At 37.6% G+C, this 21,613-nt stretch carries 21 protein-coding genes, 1 other RNA gene and 1 pseudogene; 22 read left to right on the top strand and 1 reads right to left on the bottom strand.

Annotation, left to right across the window (positions count from 1 at the left end; translation table 11 throughout):
- Nucleotides 1-104: 104 nt before the first annotated feature.
- The 8 genes from aspS to FSZ17_RS16630 all read left to right on the top strand — a co-directional run bounded on the left by aspS (nucleotide 105) and on the right by FSZ17_RS16630 (nucleotide 6,994).
- Entirely contained in the window at nucleotides 105-1,889 is a 1,785-nt protein-coding gene (aspS, locus tag FSZ17_RS16665; protein ID WP_057771679.1) for an aspartate--tRNA ligase, read from the top strand.
- A gap of 84 nt (nucleotides 1,890-1,973) precedes the next feature.
- A non-coding RNA gene (gene ssrS, locus FSZ17_RS16660) (6S RNA) lies at nucleotides 1,974-2,162 on the top strand.
- A 162-nt stretch (nucleotides 2,163-2,324) separates the two neighbouring features.
- Nucleotides 2,325-3,086, top strand: coding sequence for a tRNA threonylcarbamoyladenosine dehydratase (locus tag FSZ17_RS16655; protein WP_057771678.1), 762 nt, complete (start codon nucleotides 2,325-2,327; stop codon nucleotides 3,084-3,086).
- A gap of 155 nt (nucleotides 3,087-3,241) precedes the next feature.
- A complete protein-coding gene (locus FSZ17_RS16650) occupies nucleotides 3,242-4,030 on the top strand; it encodes a hypothetical protein (RefSeq protein WP_057771677.1) in 789 nt (262 codons plus the stop codon).
- A 4-nt stretch (nucleotides 4,031-4,034) separates the two neighbouring features.
- Nucleotides 4,035-4,418, top strand: a complete 384-nt coding sequence (locus tag FSZ17_RS16645) for a GntR family transcriptional regulator (protein ID WP_057771676.1) — start codon at nucleotides 4,035-4,037, stop codon at nucleotides 4,416-4,418.
- The gene (locus FSZ17_RS16640; RefSeq protein WP_057771675.1) at nucleotides 4,411-5,103 is read left to right on the top strand and encodes an ABC transporter ATP-binding protein; all 693 of its coding nucleotides are present in this window, start codon (nucleotides 4,411-4,413) and stop codon (nucleotides 5,101-5,103) included. Before FSZ17_RS16645 ends, FSZ17_RS16640 begins: the two co-directional genes overlap by 8 nt.
- 12 nt (nucleotides 5,104-5,115) lie before the next feature.
- The gene (locus FSZ17_RS16635) at nucleotides 5,116-6,042 is read left to right on the top strand and encodes an ABC transporter ATP-binding protein (protein WP_057771674.1); all 927 of its coding nucleotides are present in this window, start codon (nucleotides 5,116-5,118) and stop codon (nucleotides 6,040-6,042) included.
- The gene (locus FSZ17_RS16630; protein ID WP_057771673.1) at nucleotides 6,035-6,994 is read left to right on the top strand and encodes an ABC transporter permease; all 960 of its coding nucleotides are present in this window, start codon (nucleotides 6,035-6,037) and stop codon (nucleotides 6,992-6,994) included. Before FSZ17_RS16635 ends, FSZ17_RS16630 begins: the two co-directional genes overlap by 8 nt.
- Before the next feature lie 135 nt (nucleotides 6,995-7,129).
- On the opposite strand, the gene FSZ17_RS16625 is transcribed toward FSZ17_RS16630, so the two are convergent.
- On the bottom strand, nucleotides 7,130-8,395 hold the full coding sequence (locus tag FSZ17_RS16625) for a replication-associated recombination protein A (protein WP_146846505.1): 1,266 nt from the start codon (nucleotides 8,393-8,395) through the stop codon (nucleotides 7,130-7,132).
- Nucleotides 8,396-8,557: 162 nt separating this feature from the next.
- Here FSZ17_RS16625 and FSZ17_RS16620 point away from each other — a divergent pair, with 162 nt between their 5' ends.
- The 14 genes and pseudogenes from FSZ17_RS16620 (at nucleotide 8,558) to ruvX (ending at nucleotide 21,613) form a co-directional block, all read left to right on the top strand.
- On the top strand, nucleotides 8,558-9,238 hold the full coding sequence (locus tag FSZ17_RS16620) for a YczE/YyaS/YitT family protein (RefSeq protein ID WP_057771671.1): 681 nt from the start codon (nucleotides 8,558-8,560) through the stop codon (nucleotides 9,236-9,238).
- Nucleotides 9,238-9,657 (top strand): cysteine metabolism transcriptional regulator CymR, encoded by a 420-nt coding sequence (gene cymR / locus FSZ17_RS16615; RefSeq protein ID WP_057771670.1) that lies wholly within the window; start codon nucleotides 9,238-9,240, stop codon nucleotides 9,655-9,657. Before FSZ17_RS16620 ends, cymR begins: the two co-directional genes overlap by 1 nt.
- Before the next feature lie 121 nt (nucleotides 9,658-9,778).
- Nucleotides 9,779-10,921: a cysteine desulfurase family protein gene (locus FSZ17_RS16610; protein ID WP_057771669.1), complete on the top strand. Its 1,143-nt coding sequence runs from the start codon at nucleotides 9,779-9,781 to the stop codon at nucleotides 10,919-10,921.
- A gap of 28 nt (nucleotides 10,922-10,949) precedes the next feature.
- On the top strand, nucleotides 10,950-12,065 hold the full coding sequence (gene mnmA / locus FSZ17_RS16605) for a tRNA 2-thiouridine(34) synthase MnmA (protein ID WP_057771668.1): 1,116 nt from the start codon (nucleotides 10,950-10,952) through the stop codon (nucleotides 12,063-12,065).
- 118 nt (nucleotides 12,066-12,183) lie between these two features.
- Nucleotides 12,184-12,843, top strand: a complete 660-nt coding sequence (locus tag FSZ17_RS16600) for a tetratricopeptide repeat protein (RefSeq protein WP_057771667.1) — start codon at nucleotides 12,184-12,186, stop codon at nucleotides 12,841-12,843.
- A 34-nt stretch (nucleotides 12,844-12,877) separates the two neighbouring features.
- Nucleotides 12,878-15,307 carry an SF1B family DNA helicase RecD2 gene (gene recD2, locus FSZ17_RS16595; RefSeq protein ID WP_057771666.1) on the top strand — a complete coding sequence of 810 codons (2,430 nt, stop codon included), beginning with the start codon at nucleotides 12,878-12,880 and terminating at the stop codon, nucleotides 15,305-15,307.
- Between the two features lie 113 nt (nucleotides 15,308-15,420).
- On the top strand, nucleotides 15,421-15,582 hold the full coding sequence (locus FSZ17_RS23515; RefSeq protein WP_185150640.1) for a hypothetical protein: 162 nt from the start codon (nucleotides 15,421-15,423) through the stop codon (nucleotides 15,580-15,582).
- A 107-nt stretch (nucleotides 15,583-15,689) separates the two neighbouring features.
- Nucleotides 15,690-16,163 (top strand): PRC-barrel domain-containing protein, encoded by a 474-nt coding sequence (locus tag FSZ17_RS16590; protein WP_057771665.1) that lies wholly within the window; start codon nucleotides 15,690-15,692, stop codon nucleotides 16,161-16,163.
- A 12-nt stretch (nucleotides 16,164-16,175) separates the two neighbouring features.
- Complete coding sequence (locus FSZ17_RS16585) at nucleotides 16,176-16,367, top strand: hypothetical protein (protein WP_057771664.1); 192 nt, start codon at nucleotides 16,176-16,178, stop codon at nucleotides 16,365-16,367.
- Between the two features lie 68 nt (nucleotides 16,368-16,435).
- A pseudogene (locus tag FSZ17_RS24140) lies at nucleotides 16,436-16,483 on the top strand (hypothetical protein); the annotation flags it as partial.
- A gap of 107 nt (nucleotides 16,484-16,590) precedes the next feature.
- Nucleotides 16,591-17,673, top strand: a complete 1,083-nt coding sequence (locus FSZ17_RS16580) for an AI-2E family transporter (protein ID WP_057771663.1) — start codon at nucleotides 16,591-16,593, stop codon at nucleotides 17,671-17,673.
- Between the two features lie 435 nt (nucleotides 17,674-18,108).
- Complete coding sequence (alaS, locus tag FSZ17_RS16575) at nucleotides 18,109-20,742, top strand: alanine--tRNA ligase (RefSeq protein ID WP_057771662.1); 2,634 nt, start codon at nucleotides 18,109-18,111, stop codon at nucleotides 20,740-20,742.
- A 184-nt stretch (nucleotides 20,743-20,926) separates the two neighbouring features.
- Complete coding sequence (locus FSZ17_RS16570; RefSeq protein WP_057771661.1) at nucleotides 20,927-21,193, top strand: IreB family regulatory phosphoprotein; 267 nt, start codon at nucleotides 20,927-20,929, stop codon at nucleotides 21,191-21,193.
- A gap of 3 nt (nucleotides 21,194-21,196) precedes the next feature.
- A complete protein-coding gene (gene ruvX / locus FSZ17_RS16565) occupies nucleotides 21,197-21,613 on the top strand; it encodes a Holliday junction resolvase RuvX (protein ID WP_057771660.1) in 417 nt (138 codons plus the stop codon).

The raw sequence follows: 21,613 nt of genomic DNA, 5'->3' as shown, positions 1-21,613 counted from the left end.
TAAAAGGTTACCCTTTAACCTTTTGGTCGGACCGACTTAAGACCTCGAGCCCCTAGCTGCCGAAGCTAGACAATAAGAATTGCTAGACAATAGGAGGAAAAATGATGTTTGGGAGATCTTACTACTGCGGGGAATTAACAGAAACGTCAATTGGCGAAAAAGTTGTATTAAAAGGCTGGGTACAAAAGCGCCGTGATTTAGGCGGATTAATATTTATTGATCTAAGGGACCGAACTGGAATTGTTCAAGTTGTCTTCAACCCTGAGGTTTCAAAAGAAGCGCTTGCTGTAGCGGAAAAAGTAAGAAATGAATTTGTTCTTGATATTGAAGGAGAAGTAATCGCTCGTCAGGAAGGTACCATTAATGACAATATAAAAACAGGAAGAGTGGAGATCCAAGCTGGAAAGATTACGATCTTAAATGAAGCGAAAACACCTCCATTCATGATTGATAATAAGACAGATGTTTCAGAGGATATACGTTTAAAATATCGTTATTTAGATTTAAGAAGACCTGTGATATTTGAAACATTTAAAATGCGTCATCAAGTGACAAAAGCGATGAGAGAATTCCTAGACGGAGAAGGTTTTCTTGATGTGGAAACACCGATTTTGACAAAGAGCACGCCTGAAGGAGCTCGTGATTATTTAGTTCCAAGCCGTGTTCATCCCGGTGAATTCTATGCTTTGCCACAATCACCGCAAATTTTTAAGCAGCTGTTAATGGTTGGTGGATTTGAACGATATTATCAAATTGCCCGCTGCTTCCGAGATGAGGATTTACGTGCTGACCGTCAACCTGAATTTACACAGGTCGATATCGAAATGAGTTTTATGAGCCAAGATGAAATCATTGGCCTTATGGAAAACATGATGAAAAAAATTATGAAAGAAGTAAAAGAACTTGATATTCAAACACCATTCCAAAGAATGACGTATCAAGATGCAATGGATCGTTTTGGTTCTGATAAGCCTGATACACGATTTGAAATGGAATTAACAGATTTATCAGAGATCGTAAAGGATTCTAGCTTCAAAGTATTTGCAGGAGCTGTTTCATCAGGAGGCCAAGTAAAGGCAATCAATGTTAAGAATGGAGCAGACAAATATTCTAGAAAGGATATTGATGCTTTAACAGAATTTGTGGCCGTATATGGTGCTAAAGGACTTGCTTGGTTAAAAGCAGAAGAAGATGGATTAAAAGGACCAATTTCTAAATTTGTAACGGAAGAAGAGCAAAAAGCAATTACTGCTTCCTTATCAGTTGAACCTGGAGATTTGTTATTATTCGTGGCCGATAAGAAAAATGTTGTAGCGGATGCACTAGGTGCTTTACGCTCCAAGCTAGGTAAAGACCTTGAACTTATTGATCAAAGCAAGTTTAACTTCTTATGGATCACTGACTGGCCATTGCTTGAATATGATGAAGAGGCAGGCAGATATTTCGCGGCACATCATCCTTTCACAATGCCATTTAGAGAAGATCTGGAAATTCTTGATACAGATCCATCTCAAGTTAGGGCACAAGCCTATGACCTAGTTCTTAATGGATATGAGCTTGGCGGAGGCTCACTTCGTATTTTTGAAAGAACTGTACAGGAAAAAATGTTTAAGGTCCTTGGTTTCTCTGAAGAGGAAGCAAATGAGCAATTCGGTTTCTTAATGGAAGCATTTGAATATGGGACTCCTCCACATGGAGGAATTGCTCTAGGTCTTGACAGATTAGTCATGCTTTTAGCTGGCAGATCAAATCTGCGTGACACGATTGCATTCCCGAAAACAGCAAGTGCAAGCTGCTTGTTAACAGATGCTCCTGGTGAAGTAAGTGAAGCACAATTAGATGATTTGCATTTAGCATTAAAATTAAAAAAAGCTAAATCAGGACAATAAAATTGTAAAAAAATGAAAATAGACCTATTGCTGCTTCCTTGATATAGCACCGTTTTTATGTTAAAATATCAGTAATTCAATAGAAGAGTCCTGATGTGTTCGTTGTGTAACCTGAAATTTTGACCGAACATTTTTCCTTCGGGAGTCCGGAGTTTTCCAGCCGCGTAAATGCCTCCAAGACGAGGACTTGCAAAAAGCAGGGAACAGGACACCCACCTGCTAAGTGCGGGTTCAAAACGAAGGCATCAAAGCGACGGCACGATTGGGACTCTTTCCATACATATGAACGTAATCCAAACTAATTTTAGGTTTGGATTTTTTTTGTATTTTGAACTGTTATTTTACTGAATAAGTATGATATAGTCATATCGGGAAAAAAATAAAGAAATGTCCCTATTAGGGTCTGGATTTGAAACGTATGGAGTTGAGATAAATATGTTGCATCAATTTTCTAGGAATGAGCTAGCCATTGGCAAGGAAGGGCTAGATATTATGACAAACAGCACTGTTGCTGTTCTTGGAATTGGCGGTGTCGGGACTTTCGCTGCAGAAGCATTAGCACGGTCAGGTGTTGGTCGTTTAGTGTTAGTCGATAAAGATGATGTAGATATAACAAATGTAAATCGGCAAATCATCGCTTTGCTTTCTACTGTAGGTCAGCCAAAGGTTGATTTAATGAAGGAGCGGATTAAAGATATTAATCCAGAATGTGAAGTAATTGCATTGAAAATGTTTTACACAGAGGAAACGTATGAGCAGTTTTTTGAGCATGGACTTGATTTTGTGGTTGATGCATCTGATACGATTTCTTATAAGATTCATTTGATGAAGGAATGTTTGAAAAGAAATATCCCCATCATTTCAAGTATGGGGGCAGCCAATAAAATGGATCCTACTCGTTTCCAAATTGCTGATATTTCTAAAACTCATACAGATCCAATTGCCAAGATTATTCGAACTCGCCTAAGAAAAGAGGGAATTCGCAAAGGGATTTCTGTTGTTTTCTCAGATGAAAGTCCGATTGTCATTCGTGAAGAGGTTAGGAAGGAAGTAGGGAAAGACGACGCAGAAATACGAAAAGCAAAAATGCCGCCTTCCTCTAATGCCTTCGTTCCCTCTGTAGCAGGTCTAGTTATGGCCAGCTATGTTGTCAGACAACTGCTAAAGGATGTACCAATAAATCGGGTAAATGATTAATATATTGATAGGTAAGGTCTGGTCTATTAATGCCAGACCTTTTTATTTTTCTTCAACAGCCTAATTTATCCATAAAAGTAAATAAGGATTGACATTCGAATATGTATGAGTGTACTATTTATCTAGAACACTGAATCGCTCAGGAGGAAGAAAATTTGAGGGCTTTTAAAGGTTTATTTATGAAAGAAATAAAATTATCGAGAAATTGGTTCTTAATTGGGATGGCTTTGTTTATCATAGCAATTTTTGCGGGACTTGCTTTAACACGATATTTCAATGAGCCTGAGATCTTACCGATTGTTTCTATAATGATTTTAGTTGCACACGGATTGTATCTACCTGCATTTTTAATCACTTCTTTAAATACGGAAGGTCAATCACAGCTTTGGCTTCACAATCCTAATAGCGGAGTTAAGCTATTTTTGGCAAAGCTTGCTGCGGGTTCAGTCTATTTTCTTATATCCCTTTTACTTGCCATGTTCTTTGCACATTGGCAAGTAAATTTATCAGATCATGGAGGGGGTTTCACCCAATTTATTGAAGAACCTTTTCCAAATATGATGTTGATGGGAGTAGCCATTGTCTTAAGTTCTATCTACCTTGGAGTTTGGGTGCTATTTTACTGGTCATTCTATCATTCGTTGAAAAAAGTGCCTATTGCAAGGAATTTTAGATGGCCAATCTTAATAGGTTTTTGGATTCTTTTAGAAGTTGTTAGTAATTATATTCAAAATCTCCCGTTTTATAAAAACCTTAAACAAAGTGGTGTAATTTCCCTTGATTTTATGAAGTCAATTAAGATTGAAGTGGGAGACTCAATAGGTACTGGTAAAGTTGTAGAAGCAGCAGAAATATCATTGACGAATGGCATTATTTACGCAGCAGTTGTCATCTTAGTCTTCTTCATCGCAGTTTGGCTTTTAGAGCGGAAAGTTGAGGTGTAGTGTAATGGGAGAAGAATTCCAAGCATCGAAGCCAATATATATGCAAATCGTTGATAAAATTAATCAGCAAATTATTAGAGGAGATTTATTACCTGGAAATAAACTCCCTTCTGTTCGTGAGATGGCGATACAAACGGGTGTCAATCCAAATACGATTCAACGAACATATAGTGAATTGGAGAGGATGGAAATCGTGGAAACAAGGCGTGGGCAGGGGACATTTGTAACAGAAAATGACAATCTAATTAAGGAATTAAAAGTTCGTTTGCAAATGGAAATCATTGAAGCATTTTTCAATAATATGAAGGAACTTGGTTTTTCTGATGAAGAAATGCTCTCCGGCTTAGAATTTTATATTAAAGGAAAGCGGGAGAAAGGAAATGATTGAGTTTCAAAATGTAACAAAAAAATATGGACGTGAATATGGCCTTAACGATGTAACCTATTCATTGGAGAAAGGGAAAATTTATGGGCTGCTTGGACCAAATGGAAGCGGAAAATCAACAACCTTGAAATTGATTGCTGGTCTCGTCCATCCAACTAGTGGCCAAGTACTAGTAAATGGAAAACTAGCAAATCGAAAAATAGCAAATGAAGTAGCCTATTTGACTGAGCTAGATATGTTTTATCAGCCTTTTAAAGTAAAAGATATGATTGATTTCTATGCTACACAGTTTCAGGATTTTCGGATTGATCGAGCAAATGAATTACTTCAATTCATGAAATTAGACAAAGAAAAAAATATTAAACAGCTATCAAAAGGAAACAGAGGACGATTGAAACTAGTACTTGCATTGGCAAGGGAAGCATCTGTGCTGCTTTTGGATGAACCTTTTTCAGGCCTTGACCCAATGGTTAGGGATTCGATAGTAAAAGGATTGCTTTCATATATAGATTTTGACAACCAAATCGTTATTATTGCTACACATGAAATTGATGAAATAGAGCCACTGCTGGATGAGGTACTAGCTATTCAAGATGGAAAGATAATTGGACGCCATAATGTCGAGGAATTACGGGAGATGGAAGGTCTATCGATTATCGAGTGGATGAAAAGAACCTTCAAAGAATGAGAGGAGATAATAATGAAGAGCATTGTAGAAATTCAAAATGTAACAAAGGTAATTAAGGGAAGAACAATCATTGATTCACTCAGTTTTAATGTGAATAAAGGAGAAGTGTTTGGTTTTCTTGGTCCAAATGGAGCGGGTAAAACTACTACGATCCGTATGATTGTCGGTCTAATTGGAATTACATCCGGTGACATTATAATCCAGGGATCTAGCATCAAGACAGATTTTGAAAAAGCGGTCTCCCATATCGGAGCTATAGTGGAAAATCCGGAAATGTATAAATTCTTGAGTGGCTACCAAAACCTAGTTCATTATTCGAGAATGTCAAAAGGGATATCAAAGATGAAAATAGATGAAACGGTAGAACTTGTTGGACTTACAGACAGAATCCATGACAAGGTAAAGACATATTCACTTGGAATGAGGCAAAGACTTGGATTAGCACAATGCCTTCTCCACGATCCTAAAGTATTAATTTTAGATGAGCCGACAAATGGGCTGGATCCAGCAGGTATAAGAGAGATCAGAGATCATCTTAGAAAGCTAGCAAGAGAAAAGGATATGGCGGTCATTGTATCAAGTCATTTACTTTCTGAGATGGAAATGATGTGTGACCGCATTGGGATCATACAAAATGGAAAACTCATCGATGTTCAACTAATGAACGATTTTGTTCAAGGAAAAGAGAAAATGTATGAATTTGAGGTGGATAATAAGGATAAAGCTTTAAAGCTGCTAAAAGCGACTTATCCTTCGAACCGTATTGAGCAGACTGAAATTGGTGTGTCATTACCGCTCATAAAGGAAGAGGTTCCTGAAACGGTACAAGTGCTAGTTCATAATGAAATTCAAATATATGGCATTAAAGAAGTAACAAAAACTCTCGAAGATCGATTCCTCGAAGTAACTTCAAATAAGGAGGAAACCGTCCATGCTTAATTTAATCAAAAATGAATGGATGAAAATATTTAAACGGCCCGGCACATATGTAATGATCGGAATATTGTTATTAGTAACAACTGTTGCAGGCGGATTTATTAAATACCAAGATTCAAAGGGATCAGTACCTGACAACTCAGATTGGAAAAAAGGGCTTCAAGTTCAAAACGAAGAATATAATAAACATTTAAATGAGATGGGTTCCTCAGCATCGAAGGATGTGAAAGAATATTATGAAAGAAATATATCGATTAATAACTACCGAATTGAACATGATATTTCTCCTAATGAAGAATATTCGGTTTGGGGATTTGTATCAAATATATCAGATTTAATTGATTTTGTTGGATTATTTGTCATTATTATTGCAGCAGGGATTGTATCAAGTGAATTTAATTGGGGAACGATCAAACTACTACTGATACGGCCGATTAAAAGAGAAAAGATATTATTGTCGAAATATATAACTGCTCTGTTATTTGGACTTTTTATGCTGTTCATTTTGTTTGCTTATTCTGCATTACTTGGTGCCATTCTTTTTGGACTGCCAGAAAACCCGCTCCCATATTTAAACTATTATGCAGGCGAAGTTAAAGAACAAAATATTATTGTTCATCTTATCATCACTTATGGTATGAAGTCTATTAGTATGTTAATGCTTGCAACGATGGCCTTTATGATCTCAGCAGCATTTAGAAATAGCTCGCTTGCAATAGGATTAGCTTTATTCCTCTTATTCATGGGGGAACAAGTAACTAGATTGATTTCTATGAAATATGAATGGGCAAAATATTCTTTATTCGCTAATACTGATCTATTGCAATATATTGAAGGAACTCCAATGGTAGAAGGGATGACATTAGGATTCTCTGCTGTAATGTTAATCTTGTACTTCTTATTGTTCCAGGTAATCGCTTTTGTAGTATTTAAAAAGAGAGATGTAGCGGCTTAGGGATGGATGAAGATCGGCTATCCTAAATACCGCTAAAAAAACTGCATTTATTCAAGCAGAAGGGGCATTTCTAAGTTGAAAACTCGACTTATGAAACTGCCCCTTCTGCCATCTTGTTGCAGATATAGTATAGAATTATTTTTGTAAATTGGAATAGACTACTGCCAATGCTTGTTCAAATTTTCCCGTTTTCTTCGGCTGATAGTATTTCTTATTCTTTATTTTATCAGGTAAATACTGCTGCTTAACCCAGCCGCCATCATAATTATGAGGATATTTATAATCAATTCCTCTTCCAAGCTCTTTTGCACCCTTATAATGAGCGTCCTTTAAGTGATCAGGGACTTCTCCGCTTTTTCCTGCGCGTATATCAGCTAGTGCCTCATCAACCGCCATAATAGCAGAGTTTGATTTAGGAGATAGACAAAGCTCGATAACAGCATTTGCGAGCGGAATTCTCCCTTCAGGAAACCCTACTCGTTCTGCAGCTTCGATGGCCGCCAGTGTCCGTGCCCCCGCTTGAGGTGAAGCAAGGCCAATATCTTCATAGGCAATCACCAATAATCGTCTACTAATACTAGGCAGATCCCCTGCTTCAATTAATCTCCCTAAATAGTGAAGGGAAGCATTTACATCGCTTCCTCGAATTGATTTCTGGAAGGCGGAGAGAACATCATAGTGGGCATCACCATCTTTATCATGAGCTAAACTCTTTCGTTGCATACATTCCTCTGCTGTCGCTAAGTCAATTTGAATCGAATGCGATTCATCTGGCTCTGTTGATAAAACAGCTAATTCCAGAGCATTTAATGAACTTCTTACATCTCCGTTTGAAGCAGTGGCAAAGTGTGCTAGAGCTTCTTCATTTAAATGAATATTTTTTTCTCCTAGCCCCCGTTCATTGTCACTGACCGCCCGCAGTAATGCCTCTTTAATATTATCTACAGATAAAGGCTTTAACTCGAAAATTTGACAGCGGCTCCGTATCGCTGGGTTGATTGCATGATATGGATTACTCGTTGTCGCTCCAATTAAGGTAATCATTCCATTTTCTAAATAAGGTAGCAGAAAGTCTTGCTTTCCTTTATCAAGTCTATGCACCTCATCAAGAAGTAGGATAACTTTTCCTGACATTTTGGCTTCAGCAGCAACTATCTCCATATCTTTTTTGTTATTGGTAACGGCATTCAAATTCCGAAAAGCATAACGGGTACTTCCAGCAATCGCACTTGCAATCGATGTTTTTCCAATTCCGGGCGGGCCATATAATATCATGGAGGAAAGCTGTTTTGCCTTTACCATTCGATTTATGATTTTTCCTTCAGCTACAAGATGCTCTTGTCCAATTATTTCCTCAATATTTCTTGGTCGCATTCGGAATGCTAAAGGTTTTATAGTCAATTTCATCACTCCAAATCTTTCGCAATCCTTTAAACGTTTCTTTCATTAACATACCATAATAAAAGATATGACAAAATGATTATCACTCCTAAAATATGTTATAATAACAAAAGTCTATCTAAATACTAAGAATAAGTATATTTGACGAGGAGAATCTAGAGGATGAATCATAAAAAAAGTGGTCAAATTGGACCTAGATTCCTTGTATATTTAACGGGTTTACTTGTAATGAGTCTTGGCATAGTTTTGCTCATTATTGCTGATTTAGGTGCAACTCCATGGGATGTTCTCCATGTTGGTTTATATTATCAGCTCGGCTTAACCATTGGAAGCTGGTCGATAATTGTTGGGATCGTCATTTTAACGATTGCTTCTCTCATTTCAAAAGAGTTCCCAAAAATGGGTGCTTTTTTAAATATGGTTTTAATCGGTGTCTTTATTGATTTATTATTATTACTGCCATTTATGCAAACACCATCGTCACTTGCCGGAAAAATCATCATGTTTATATGTGGTATTATGATTTATTGCTATGGAATGGGTATATATATTTCAGCACAATTAGGCGCAGGGCCAAGAGATAGTCTAATGATTGCTTTAACATCAAAAACTGGATGGAAAGTCGGTCCTGTAAGAGCCTGTATGGAAGTAGTTGTCTTATTAATTGGATGGCAGCTGGGAGGACCTGTTTTTTGGGGGACAATCATAATAGGCTTAGCGATCGGCCCAATTGCCGGAGTTGCCTTGCCGCAATGTCAAAAAGTAACGGATGCGTTCTTACTTAGAATGAGTAAGAAAAATGTCATACAAGCAGTACAAGAAAAGGATAGAGGTGTCAGTTAATGAAAATTTCAACCAAAGGCCGCTACGGTTTAACGATTATGATGGAACTTGCTAAAAAACATGGAGAAGGCCCAACTTCATTAAAATTAATTGCTCAAACGAATGGACTATCTGAGCATTATCTCGAACAGCTTATTGCTCCTTTGCGAAATGCAGGTCTAGTTAAAAGTATACGAGGTGCTTATGGAGGATATATTTTAGGGGATGAGCCTACTAAAATAACAGCAGGAGATATCATTCGGGTGTTAGAGGGGCCAATTAGTCCAGTTGAGGGAATTGAAGATGAGGAACCAGCGAAAAAACATCTTTGGATGAGAATTCGTGATGCTGTAAAGGATGTTTTGGACAGTACTACACTTGAAGATCTTGCTAATTATACAGATGACGGTGCAGCTGACGGATATATGTTTTATATTTAATCTTGAAATTGTGTCAGTGGCGGATAAACTGGTGAAACTTGCAGATATATTTGATAAGCAACATTATTAAAAGTTCAATCTTTACAGGATTAATCGTTAAGGGATAAGAAGGTGAATGGAATTGGATCGGATATACGTTGATCATGCAGCAACATCTCCTATGCATCCAAAAGTAATAGATAAAATGATGGAAGTGATGAATAGTGAATTCGGCAACCCTTCCAGCATACATTCATTTGGCCGCGGTGCACGTCATATAATTGATGAAGCTCGTGCAGTGATTGCTAAAAGCATTGGCGCTGAGGCTAATGAAGTTATTTTTACAAGCGGAGGTACAGAAGCAGATAATCATGCTATTTTTGGTGTAGCTCATTCTTACAAACAAAATGGAAAGCATATTATCACAACACAAATTGAACATCATGCAGTCCTTCATACATGCCAGCAATTGGAGAAGGACGGGTTTGAAGTTACTTATTTGCCTGTTGATCAAGAAGGCAGGGTATCTGTAGAAGATGTTAAGAAAGCATTAAGAGAAGATACGATTCTTGTAACTATTATGTATGGAAATAATGAAGTCGGAACGATTCAGCCTATTGAAGAAATAGGAAAAATGTTAGCTGGACACTCTGCGAAATTCCATACAGATGCTGTTCAGGCATTTGGTCTTGAAAATATTAATGTACGGAATTGTGGAATTGATTTAATGTCAGTCTCTGCACATAAAATTAATGGTCCTAAAGGAATTGGATTTTTGTATGTAAATAAAGATGTAAAACTTTCTTCGCGTCTGTTTGGCGGGGAACAGGAAAGAAAGCGGCGAGCTGGCACTGAAAATGTCCCATCAATTGCCGGTTTATTAGAGGCAGTTCGAATCGCTCAGCAAGAGATGGAAAATAAAGCGAAGCAATATAATGAATTTAAATCTGTTTTTACAAAAATACTTTCTGAGAATGAAGTGGAATTTTTTCAAAACGGCTCGCTTGATTATTCCTTGCCACATGTTTTAAACTTAAGCTTTCCAGGAACGAATGTAGAGGCTATGCTTGTCAATCTAGATATAGCCGGTATTGCTGCATCTAGCGGATCAGCCTGTACAGCAGGTTCAATCGATCCATCACATGTGCTAGTAGCCATGTACGGAAAAGCTGATGATCGTATCCAAAATTCCATTCGGTTTAGCTTCGGTCTCTTTAATACGTTAGAGCAAATCGAAAGGGTAGCAGAAGAAACAAGTAAAATCGTTAAGCGATTAACAAAATAGAATTTTGAACAGGAACGTGGTGAATCCAATGAAAAAGGCGCCGAAAGATACCCGCGTGGTGATTGGGATGTCAGGTGGGGTTGATTCCTCAGTCGCAGCACTTCTTTTAAAAGAACAAGGCTATGACGTTATCGGCATTTTTATGAAAAACTGGGATGATACAGATGAAAACGGTGTTTGTACGGCTACAGAGGACTATAATGATGTGATTCGAGTTTGTAATCAAATAGGTATTCCTTATTATGCTGTTAATTTTGAAAAGCAATATTGGGACAAGGTATTTACTTATTTTCTTGATGAGTATAAAGCAGGACGAACACCAAATCCTGATGTAATGTGCAATAAAGAAATTAAATTTAAGGCCTTTCTAGAGCATGCAATGAAGCTTGGAGCTGATTATTTAGCAACAGGTCATTATGCTAGGGTAGCTTTTCGCGATGGTGAATATAAAATGCTTCGCGGCATTGATGAGAATAAAGACCAAACCTACTTTCTAAACCAGCTTGGCCAAGATCAGCTTGAAAAGGTCATGTTCCCAATCGGTGATATTGAAAAATCTAAAGTGAGGGAAATAGCGAAAGAGGCAAATCTTGCTACCGCAACGAAGAAGGATAGCACAGGAATCTGTTTTATTGGTGAACGGAATTTCAAGGAATTCCTCGGCAGCTACTTGCCTGCACAGCCTGGAAATATGGAAACCTTCGATGGGAAGGTAATGGGAAAGCATGATGGTCTCATGTATTATACAATTGGCCAGCGTCATGGCTTAGGAATTGGCGGGTCAGGTGAACCATGGTTTGCGATAGGAAAAGATTTGAAGAAAAATGTCCTTTATGTTGGCCAAGGCTTCCACAATGAAAAGCTGTACTCACATTCGATCGTTGCTGTAAATGTTGACTGGGTTTCAAACCAAGAAAAACCACAAACATTTGAATGCACGGCAAAATTTAGATATCGCCAGCCTGATAATAAAGTTACGGTTGAGATGTTGGAAGATAATAAAGTAAGAGTTGTTTTCCAAGATCCGATTAGAGCGGTCACACCTGGTCAAGCAGTTGTATTTTATAATGGTGATGAGTGCCTAGGTGGTGGAACAATTGATGAAGTTTATAAAGATGGTAAACGTCTTGATTATGTGGGATAAGTTAAGCCTCGGTTCTTTAAATAGAGTCGAGGCTATTATTTTGAAATGATGTAAATTTGTTTGATATTAAATCTGCAAAGGATTATGCTATACTTTTTTATTGAACGGAGTGATTGTAATGGATAAAAACCAAATAGGTATTCAATATATGCAAGAAGGAAAATGGGAAGAAGCTGCAAAGACATTCATGGAGGCAATTAATGAGAAGCCCTCTGATCCGTCTTCCTATATTAATTTTGGAAATGTTTTATCTGTCGTTGGAGAGACTGAGAAAGCATTAAAGTTTTTTGAAAAAGCTATCGAGTTAGACGATGGTGCAGCAACTGCTTATTATAGTGCTGGGAATTTATATTATGATCTTCAGGAGTTTGAACAAGCCAAAAAAATGTTTGAAATGGCAATGAAAAAAGGACTTGAATCCGGTGATAATTATTTTATGCTAGGTTTAACGTTAGTGGCGCTTGAACAAGGAAAATTGGCTTTGCCTTATCTCCAGAGGAGCACGGAATTAAATGAAAATGATGCAGAGGCATTTTTTCAGTATGGCCTATGCTTAGCCCAGCTAAATTTTATTGACGAATCCATTTCGCAATTAGGAAAATGTGTAAGTATCGATCCTAACCATGCTGATGCCTATTATAATTTAGGTGTCGCATTCGGATTTAAGGAAGTAGAAGATCAAGCGCTTCATTATTTCGAAAAGGCGTTAGAGATTCAACCAGATCATTTACTTGCAGGGTATGGAAAGAAATTGATTGAAAAGGGAATAGAACAATAGAAAGCGGATAGTTTTGAGGGAAGGAGGAGGAATGATGGAGAAGCAGGACTTGCAGGGTTCTCTCGATTTATATTCGGAACAAGAAAAGAAGTACATAAAAGGTAGGCATCTTGTTACGATATTTCATAATGAACAAAATTTATATACTGTTTTACGTATTCGTGTTGAAGAAACAAATCATCATTATGAAGATAAAGAGGCCGTTATTACCGGTTATTTTCCAAAAATGCATGAGCAGGAGACATATATTTTTTATGGCGAATTGAAAGAACACCCGAAATTTGGAGTCCAGCTTCATGCCAATCATTATCGGAAAGACATTCCACAAACTAAACAGGGCGTAGTAAATTATTTATCAAGTGAGCTCTTTAAGGGAATTGGAAAAAAAACTGCTGAAAATATTGTAGAGGTAATCGGAGAAAATGCAATAACTAAGATTTTAAATGAGCCTTCCTTACTTGATCAAATTCCCAAACTTCCTTCAGAAAAAGCAAAATCATTATATGACACGCTTATGGAGCATCAAGGGCTCGAGCAGGCCATGATCGCATTAAATCAATATGGATTTGGGCCGCAGCTGTCGATGAAGATTTACCAAGTCTATAAGGAATTAACAATTGGGATTATCCAAAATAACCCATACAAATTAGTCGAGGATATTGAGGGGATAGGATTTGGCAGGGCAGATGAGCTCGGATACAAGCTTGGTATTTCCGGAAATCATCCAGATCGAATAAAAGCAGCCATTTTATATGTTTTAGAAGTAGAAAGCATGCAAGCTGGACATGTATATATGGAAGCAAGAGAGCTTTTGCAAAGCACCAAAATGCTTCTTGAGGAAAACAAGCGAGACGGCATCGAGTTCAATGACATTTCAAATGAGGTTATTAAGCTTGAAGAAGAGGGTAAGATTATTGGAGAAGAACAGAAATTGTACTTACCTTCTCTTTATTTTTCTGAAAAAGGCCTTGTAACAAATATTAAAAGGATTTTAAAGCAAACGCAGTACGATGAACAATTTCCGGAGTCCGAATTTCTGCTCGCATTAGGAAATTTAGAGGAACGCCTTAAAGTGCAATATGCCCCTACGCAGAAAGAAGCAATTCAAACAGCCTTAATGTCTCCAATGCTCATTTTAACTGGCGGACCAGGTACCGGAAAAACAACGGTTATTAAAGGGATTGTCGAATTATATGCAGAATTACATGGCTGCTCGTTAAATCCAAAGGATTATAAAAAAGAGGAACCCTTTCCATTTCTATTAGCTGCACCTACGGGAAGAGCGGCTAAGAGGATGGCTGAATCAACCGGTTTACCTGCTGTAACGATACACAGGCTACTTGGATGGAATGGCACTGAGGGATTTGATCGTCATGAGGAAAGTCCATTAGAAGGAAAAATATTAATCGTTGACGAAACCTCAATGGTTGATATTTGGCTAGCTCATCAGCTGTTTAAAGCCCTCCCTGATAATTTGCAGGTCATTCTTGTAGGGGATGAGGATCAGCTTCCTTCTGTTGGCCCGGGTCAGGTATTAAAGGATTTGCTTCGCTCTGAGCGAGTTCCTACTGTTAGATTAACAGATATATACCGACAAGCAGAAGGATCATCTATTATTGAGCTTGCCCATGAAATGAAGAAGGGTAAGCTGCCTATGAATGTGACCGCACAGCAAGCCGACAGATCCTTTTTTCAATGCCATCCAAGTCAAATCTCTACCGTAGTGGAGAAAGTAGTAATGAATGCTAAGAAAAAGGGTTATACAGCAAAGGACATTCAAGTATTGGCTCCAATGTATAGGGGACCTGCTGGAATAGATAAGCTAAATGAAATCCTTCAAGAAATTTTTAATCCAAATCCAGATGGAACTCGCAAAGAGCTCGAATTCGGAGATGTTAAATATAGAATAGGGGATAAAGTCCTCCAGCTTGTAAATCAGCCTGAAAATCATGTTTTTAACGGGGATATGGGGGAAATCGTCTCTATTTTTTATGCCAAAGAAAACACAGAAAAACAGGATATGATTGTCGTTTCCTTTGATGGAGCAGAAGCAACTTATACACGACAGGATTTAAATCAAATTACACATGCATACTGCTGTTCTGTTCATAAATCACAGGGAAGTGAGTTTCCCATTGTTATTCTTCCAGTTGTTAAAAGCTATTATCGAATGCTGAGAAGGAATTTACTTTATACCGCGATTACTCGGAGTAAGCAATTTTTAATATTATGTGGAGAAGTAGAAGCACTTAGAATAGGCGTGGAAAGAGCAGACGAGCAAGCCAGACTGACCACTCTAACTGAAAAACTTCAAGAAACGCTCGAAGAAAGGAATTCTGCTCATGCCACCTCTGATCCTACAGAAATAGCTTTGACATATGAGGAAGAACTAATGAATATCAATCCTTTAATCGGTATGGAAAACATAACACCGTATGATTTTATGGAAAAAGAAAATAACTAGTAGGAGAACAGTCAATAAGGCTGTTCTTTTTTAAATTTATCCGAAAGGACTTGGGAGGACGCCAAGTTCATCTAAATATTATTTTTATTTGCAATATGAAGGGAGGAATTGTGATGGGTAAATGGAATGAGGAGGCTGCACCAAATAACAATTTAACTTCTAAAGAATTAAGAGCAGCAAAGCAAAAAAATAAAAAAAACGAGTATGAATTCTCTGAAGAGCTTTCCGATGGTGGAGAGAGAAACGAAAGATTTATTAAACCGAGATATATGTAGCTTTACATTAGTAAACGCTTTTGCTTGTTGGATTGGAAATCGATTCACATTATTTTTTTTCTAGATGGGCGTAAACTATAAATGTTCCGGAAAGGTGGGATAGACTTTTGCGGACATTTTCATTACTAAAAGGGCTTCCGGTCATTGAAATTAAAAGTGGTACAAAAATCGGTGAAGTATTTGATATAAGTATTTCAGGTTATGGGGCTGTCAAAGGTTTGTTCGTTAGGAAAGGTGCACTTCTGAAAAAAACTTTTCTTCTCGATGTGAAAGATGTTGCTTCCTTTGGATGGGATGGGATTATGGTTGAGGATCAAACCGTACTGCAGCCAATTAAGAAAACAGAAGATTATACATTTGAGAGCCAAAACCGTTTGACTGGGAAAATCATTATGACGAGAGAAGGCGAACGACTTGGCTTGCTTGAGGATGTATATTTTCAAGAGGAAATGGGGACAATCGTAGGGTATGAACTGTCGGATGGCTTCTTTTCAGATATGCTGGAAGGAAAAAGAGTAATTAAGACCGAAGTTCCACCTGCAATTGGAAAGGACGCCATCATTGTAAATATAAATGAGTGAGGTGTCTTTTCCGTGTTGAAATGTCCTAACTGCAATAGCAAAGATATTGGAAAAATAGGAATTAGCCAATATTACTGCTGGGGCTGCTTTATTGAACTTACCATAACTAAAGGCATCATTAATACACATCAGGTGGAAGAAGACGGAACCTTGAGTTCACTTGATGATCTATTCGCAGAGGAAGAGCGTCGTTACCTTTCGTAAGTAGGATTGAATGAAGCGATCGATGATGAGTGATAGCTACTGTATTCAGAAATAATTTGATGTAGGGTCGCCAAATGAAAAAGCTGCAAAAAAGAATTTCAAAGGCAATATTTTAATCATGAAGGGCTAACGTATCGTTGCGTTAGCCTTTTTGCAAGCTAATATTCCGATGAATAATATCACCTAAACACAATCAAAATAATAGCAATGAGGAGGAGGAGATATGGATATTCGATTAAAATGGTTTTATCGGCTAGGCTTTCTCCTGCTTCTATTCATCGTATTATTTGTTTTTCTAAAGCTTCAGCAGTTATGGTTACCAGTATTAAAAATTATTTTTGTCGTCGTTCTTCCTTTTGTCATTGCGGCCTTTATTACATATTTACTCCATCCAATAGTAGAAAAACTAAATGATAGCGGTCTTCATAAAGGGGTTGCTGTCTTTGGAATCTATATTCTTTTCTTCGGAGGAGTTGGTTTTGCACTATATAAGGGTATTCCAGCATTTATTAACCAGTTAAAGGATTTATCTGAGAATGCTCCCCAATTTGCGAATCAGTATCGAGGTTGGATAGAATTTATTCAGGTAAAGACAGCAACTTGGCCAGATGGTCTCCAAACAAGAATAGACGATGGTATTCTTGCAATGGAATCTACTTTAGATAAACTTCTATCGAAGAGTGTAAATATTTTACTGAAGGTATTAAATTATACGGTTATTATTGCAATAATTCCGTTTATCTCATTTTATATGCTAAAAGATTATGATTTAATAAGACGGACGGTATGGTATTTAACACCACGAAAATGGAGGCAGGAAGGGATTTTGTTTTTACGGGATGTTGATAAATCGCTTGGGAGCTATATAAGGGGACAGCTTCTTGTTTGTGTAGTAATTGGGAGTATTTCAGCTTTGCTTTTTTGGATTTTTGATTTGAAGTATTCTTTGCTGCTTGGTTTTATTATTGGATTAACAAATGTGATCCCATATTTCGGACCGATATTTGGAGCCATTCCAGCTATCATTGTCGCTTCTACAATCTCGATTAAAATGGTTATAATCTCTATCTGCATCGTCGCCGTCCTTCAATTTTTAGAAGGAAATATACTATCGCCATTAATAGTTGGAAAAAGCTTAGACATGCATCCTCTCGTGATCATGTTTGCATTACTAGCAGGTGGAGAAGCAGGAGGAATCATTGGTCTAATTATTGCGGTTCCAATTTTGGCAGTTATTAAGGTTAGCCTTGTGCATGCAAAATCGCATTTTATTAAAGGTTCGAATCCAAAATTTTCACGATCGTAAAGGAAATATTGACAAGTATGATTTTAAATAGCTATAATGCGACTATAATGAATAAAAAGAGTGAACATGAAGAAGGAACGAGTATGTTATAGACCATCTGCGTGAAAGGCGCTTCCGCTTTTCACATCAGAAAGGGAATTCCTTGGCTGAAAGAATTCCTAGATGAAGGATAACAGAACGCTAATCCGGAGTGCAGCTAATCCCTGCCGTATATCCGCGTTAAGGATCTGAGAGATGAAAAGATAAGCTTTAAGTGTTAGTGGCTTTGTGGCTTCTTGTAAGGAGCGAGGCGCTTCCTTTATTTTTTCATAATCAGGGTGGTACCACGAGTAAACTCTCGTCCCTGTCTAGGGATGAGAGTTTTTTTGTGTAGAAAAAAATATTAAGATGGTAATTTTTAAAAATAATAAACCAATTTTTTAGGAGGAAAATAGAATGAAACAATTAACTGGATCTGACATCCGTCGTTTATTTTTAGAGTTTTTTAAGGAAAAAGGACATTCAATTGAACCAAGTGCATCACTTGTACCACATGATGATCCTTCTCTGTTATGGATTAATAGTGGTGTTGCAACATTGAAAAAGTATTTCGATGGCCGTGTTATCCCTGACAATCCAAGAATTACGAATGCTCAAAAATCAATTCGTACAAATGATATTGAGAATGTTGGAAAAACAGCTCGTCACCATACTTTCTTTGAAATGCTCGGAAACTTTTCTATCGGGGATTATTTCAAAGTAGAGGCTATCGAATGGGCATGGGAATTTTTAACCGATGAGAAGTGGATTGGTTTTGACATGGAAAAATTATCTGTAACAATTCATCCAGAAGATGATGAAGCATTCGATATTTGGAGCAAAAAAATCGGTGTTCCCGAAGAAAGAATCATTCGGTTAGAAGGAAATTTTTGGGATATCGGTGAAGGACCAAGCGGACCAAATACAGAAATTTTCTATGATCGCGGACTTGAATATGGTGATGATGTTAACGATCAAGAATTATATCCCGGTGGAGAAAATGATAGATATTTAGAAGTTTGGAATCTTGTTTTTTCAGAATTCAATCATAATCCAGATGGAACATATACACCACTGCCGAAAAAGAATATTGATACAGGGATGGGTCTTGAACGGATGGCTTCTGTAGTTCAGAATGTTCCTACCAACTTTGATACCGATCTTTTCATGCCAATTATTCGTGGAACAGAAGAAATTTCAGGTGTGAAATACGGTTCTAGTAAAGAAACAGATGTAGCATTTAAGGTAATTGCAGACCATATCCGTACTGTCGCATTTGCAGTGGGGGATGGAGCATTGCCGTCAAATGAAGGCCGTGGCTACGTGTTGCGCCGCTTGCTGCGCAGAGCTGTTCGTTACGCAAAGCAAATTAATATTAATCGTCCATTTATGTTTGAACTAGTTCCTGTTGTAGGGGAAATCATGCATGATTTTTACCCGCAAGTTCAGGAAAAAACGGAATTTATTCAGAAGGTAATAAAAAATGAAGAAGAACGATTCCATGAAACACTTCACGAAGGATTAGCCATTTTATCAGAGATTATTAAGAAAGAAAAAGAAAAAGGAAGTAGCACAATTCAAGGTGAAGATGTATTCCGTCTCTACGATACGTATGGATTTCCTGTTGAATTAACAGAAGAATATGCAGAAGAAGAAGGCATGAATGTTGATCATGATGGTTTTGAAGCTGAAATGAATCTTCAGCGTGAACGTGCTCGAGCAGCAAGACAGGATGTTGATTCCATGCAGGTTCAAGGGGGAGTGCTCGGAGACATTAAAGTTGAAAGTGAATTTATTGGCTATGATAAGCTAGAAACTGAAGCTCAAATTGTGGCAATCGTGAAGGATGGACAATTAATTGAAGAAGTATCCATTGGAGAGGAAATTCAGCTAATGATGGATGTTACGCCATTTTATGCTGAAAGCGGTGGACAAATTGCTGATAAGGGCGTTTTAGAAGCTGAAGGGCTTAAAGTATCAATTAAGGATGTTCAAAAGGCACCAAATGGTCAAAACCTTCATAAGGCAGTTGTAGAGGCCGGAACTCTAAAACTAAACGATCGAGTACATGCTAAGGTCAATGAACAAAAGCGTTCTAAGATTGTAAAGAATCATACGGCAACCCACTTACTGCATCAAGCCTTAAAGGATGTTCTTGGTAACCATGTAAATCAAGCTGGATCATTAGTTGAGCCTGATCGCCTTCGATTTGACTTCTCTCACTTTGGTCAGATTACAGCAGAGGAGCTCGAGCAGATTGAGAATATCGTCAATGAAAAAATTTGGCACAGCATTGATTTGGAAATTGAGTATAAGAATATTGAAGAAGCAAAAGCAATGGGAGCCATGGCACTTTTCGGTGAGAAATATGGCAAAATCGTCCGTGTTGTTCAGGTAGGTAAATATAGCTTGGAGCTTTGCGGTGGATGCCATGTTTCAAATACATCAGCTATTGGATTATTCAAAATTCAATCCGAAAGTGGAATTGGTGCTGGTACTCGAAGAATAGAAGCAGTTACCGGAGAAGCTGCCTATCAACTATTGAACGACCAAATCGGTATTTTAAAAGAAGCTGCAGGTAAATTAAAGACAAATCCAAAAGATTTGGCTACAAGAATTGAAGTATTATTAGGTGAAATCAAGCAGCTTCAACGTGAGAATGAATCATTAGCAGCAAAATTGGGCAATATTGAAGCTGGGAGCTTAGTTTCTAAAGCAAAAGAAATTGATGGCGTCACAGTATTATCAGCTAAGGTAGCTGCAACTGATATGAATAATTTGCGAAATATGGCTGATGACTTAAAGAATAAGCTTGGTTCCGCAATCGTCGTCCTTGGTAGTGTAAATGATGGAAAAGTAAATATCATTGCTGGAGTGACCAACGACCTAATCAAAAAAGGCTATGAAGCAGGAAAAATAGTTAAAGAAGTGGCAACTCGCTGCGGTGGAGGCGGCGGCGGTCGTCCAGACATGGCTCAAGCAGGTGGAAAAGACCCAGAAAAGCTGGAAAGTGCATTGAATTTTGTTGAAGAATGGGTTAAATCCGTTTGATATCTTGCCAAATTAGTGTAAAATGTAGGTAGCCTGTCGAAATTGTTCAATTAATGGATAATAGAAGAGATTCATTACCTTTCCGTAATTGAATAGAAAAAATGTTATTTATTATTGTTTGAACAATCTTATGTATTCAAATATGAATGTAATATACTTATCCAAAATAAGCGAGGTGTAAGATATGAGCTCATTTGATAATACAATGAGATTCAATTTTCCTGAAGAGCCGATAGAACATGATGTCAATCAGGTGCTATTACAAGTGTACGAAGCTCTTCAAGATAAAGGGTATAACCCTATTAACCAAATTGTTGGTTATTTGCTATCAGGGGATCCTGCTTACATTCCCCGCCATAAGGATGCTAGAAATATTATTCGCAAACTCGAACGGGATGAAATCATCGAAGAGCTAGTTAAATCATATTTAAATCAGCAGCGAAAGGGTTAAAGTATGCGGACTATGGGATTGGATGTCGGCTCTAAAACAGTCGGCGTTGCGCTTAGTGATGCACTTGGCTGGACAGCGCAAGGCTTAGAAACCATTAAGATTAATGAGGAAAAAAATGAATTTGGTTTCGAGCAAATTGGTAAAATAATAAAAGAAAATGAAGTAAGTAAAATTGTTGTCGGATTACCTAAAAATATGAATGGAACGATCGGGCCGCGTGGAGAAGCAAGTCAAAATTTCGCGGCAGAATTAGAAAGTCAATTTGGTTTGCCTGTCATTCTTTGGGATGAGAGATTAACTACGATGGCTGCAGAAAGAGTTCTTCTCGAAGCCGATGTTAGCCGACAAAAACGAAAAAAGGTAATCGATAAAATGGCAGCAGTTATGATCTTACAAGGCTATTTAAATAGTCAAATTTAA

The organism is Cytobacillus dafuensis, from assembly GCF_007995155.1.
Classification (GTDB): domain Bacteria; phylum Bacillota; class Bacilli; order Bacillales; family Cytobacillaceae; genus Cytobacillus; species Cytobacillus dafuensis.
This window is presented reverse-complemented; position numbering and strand designations above follow the sequence as displayed.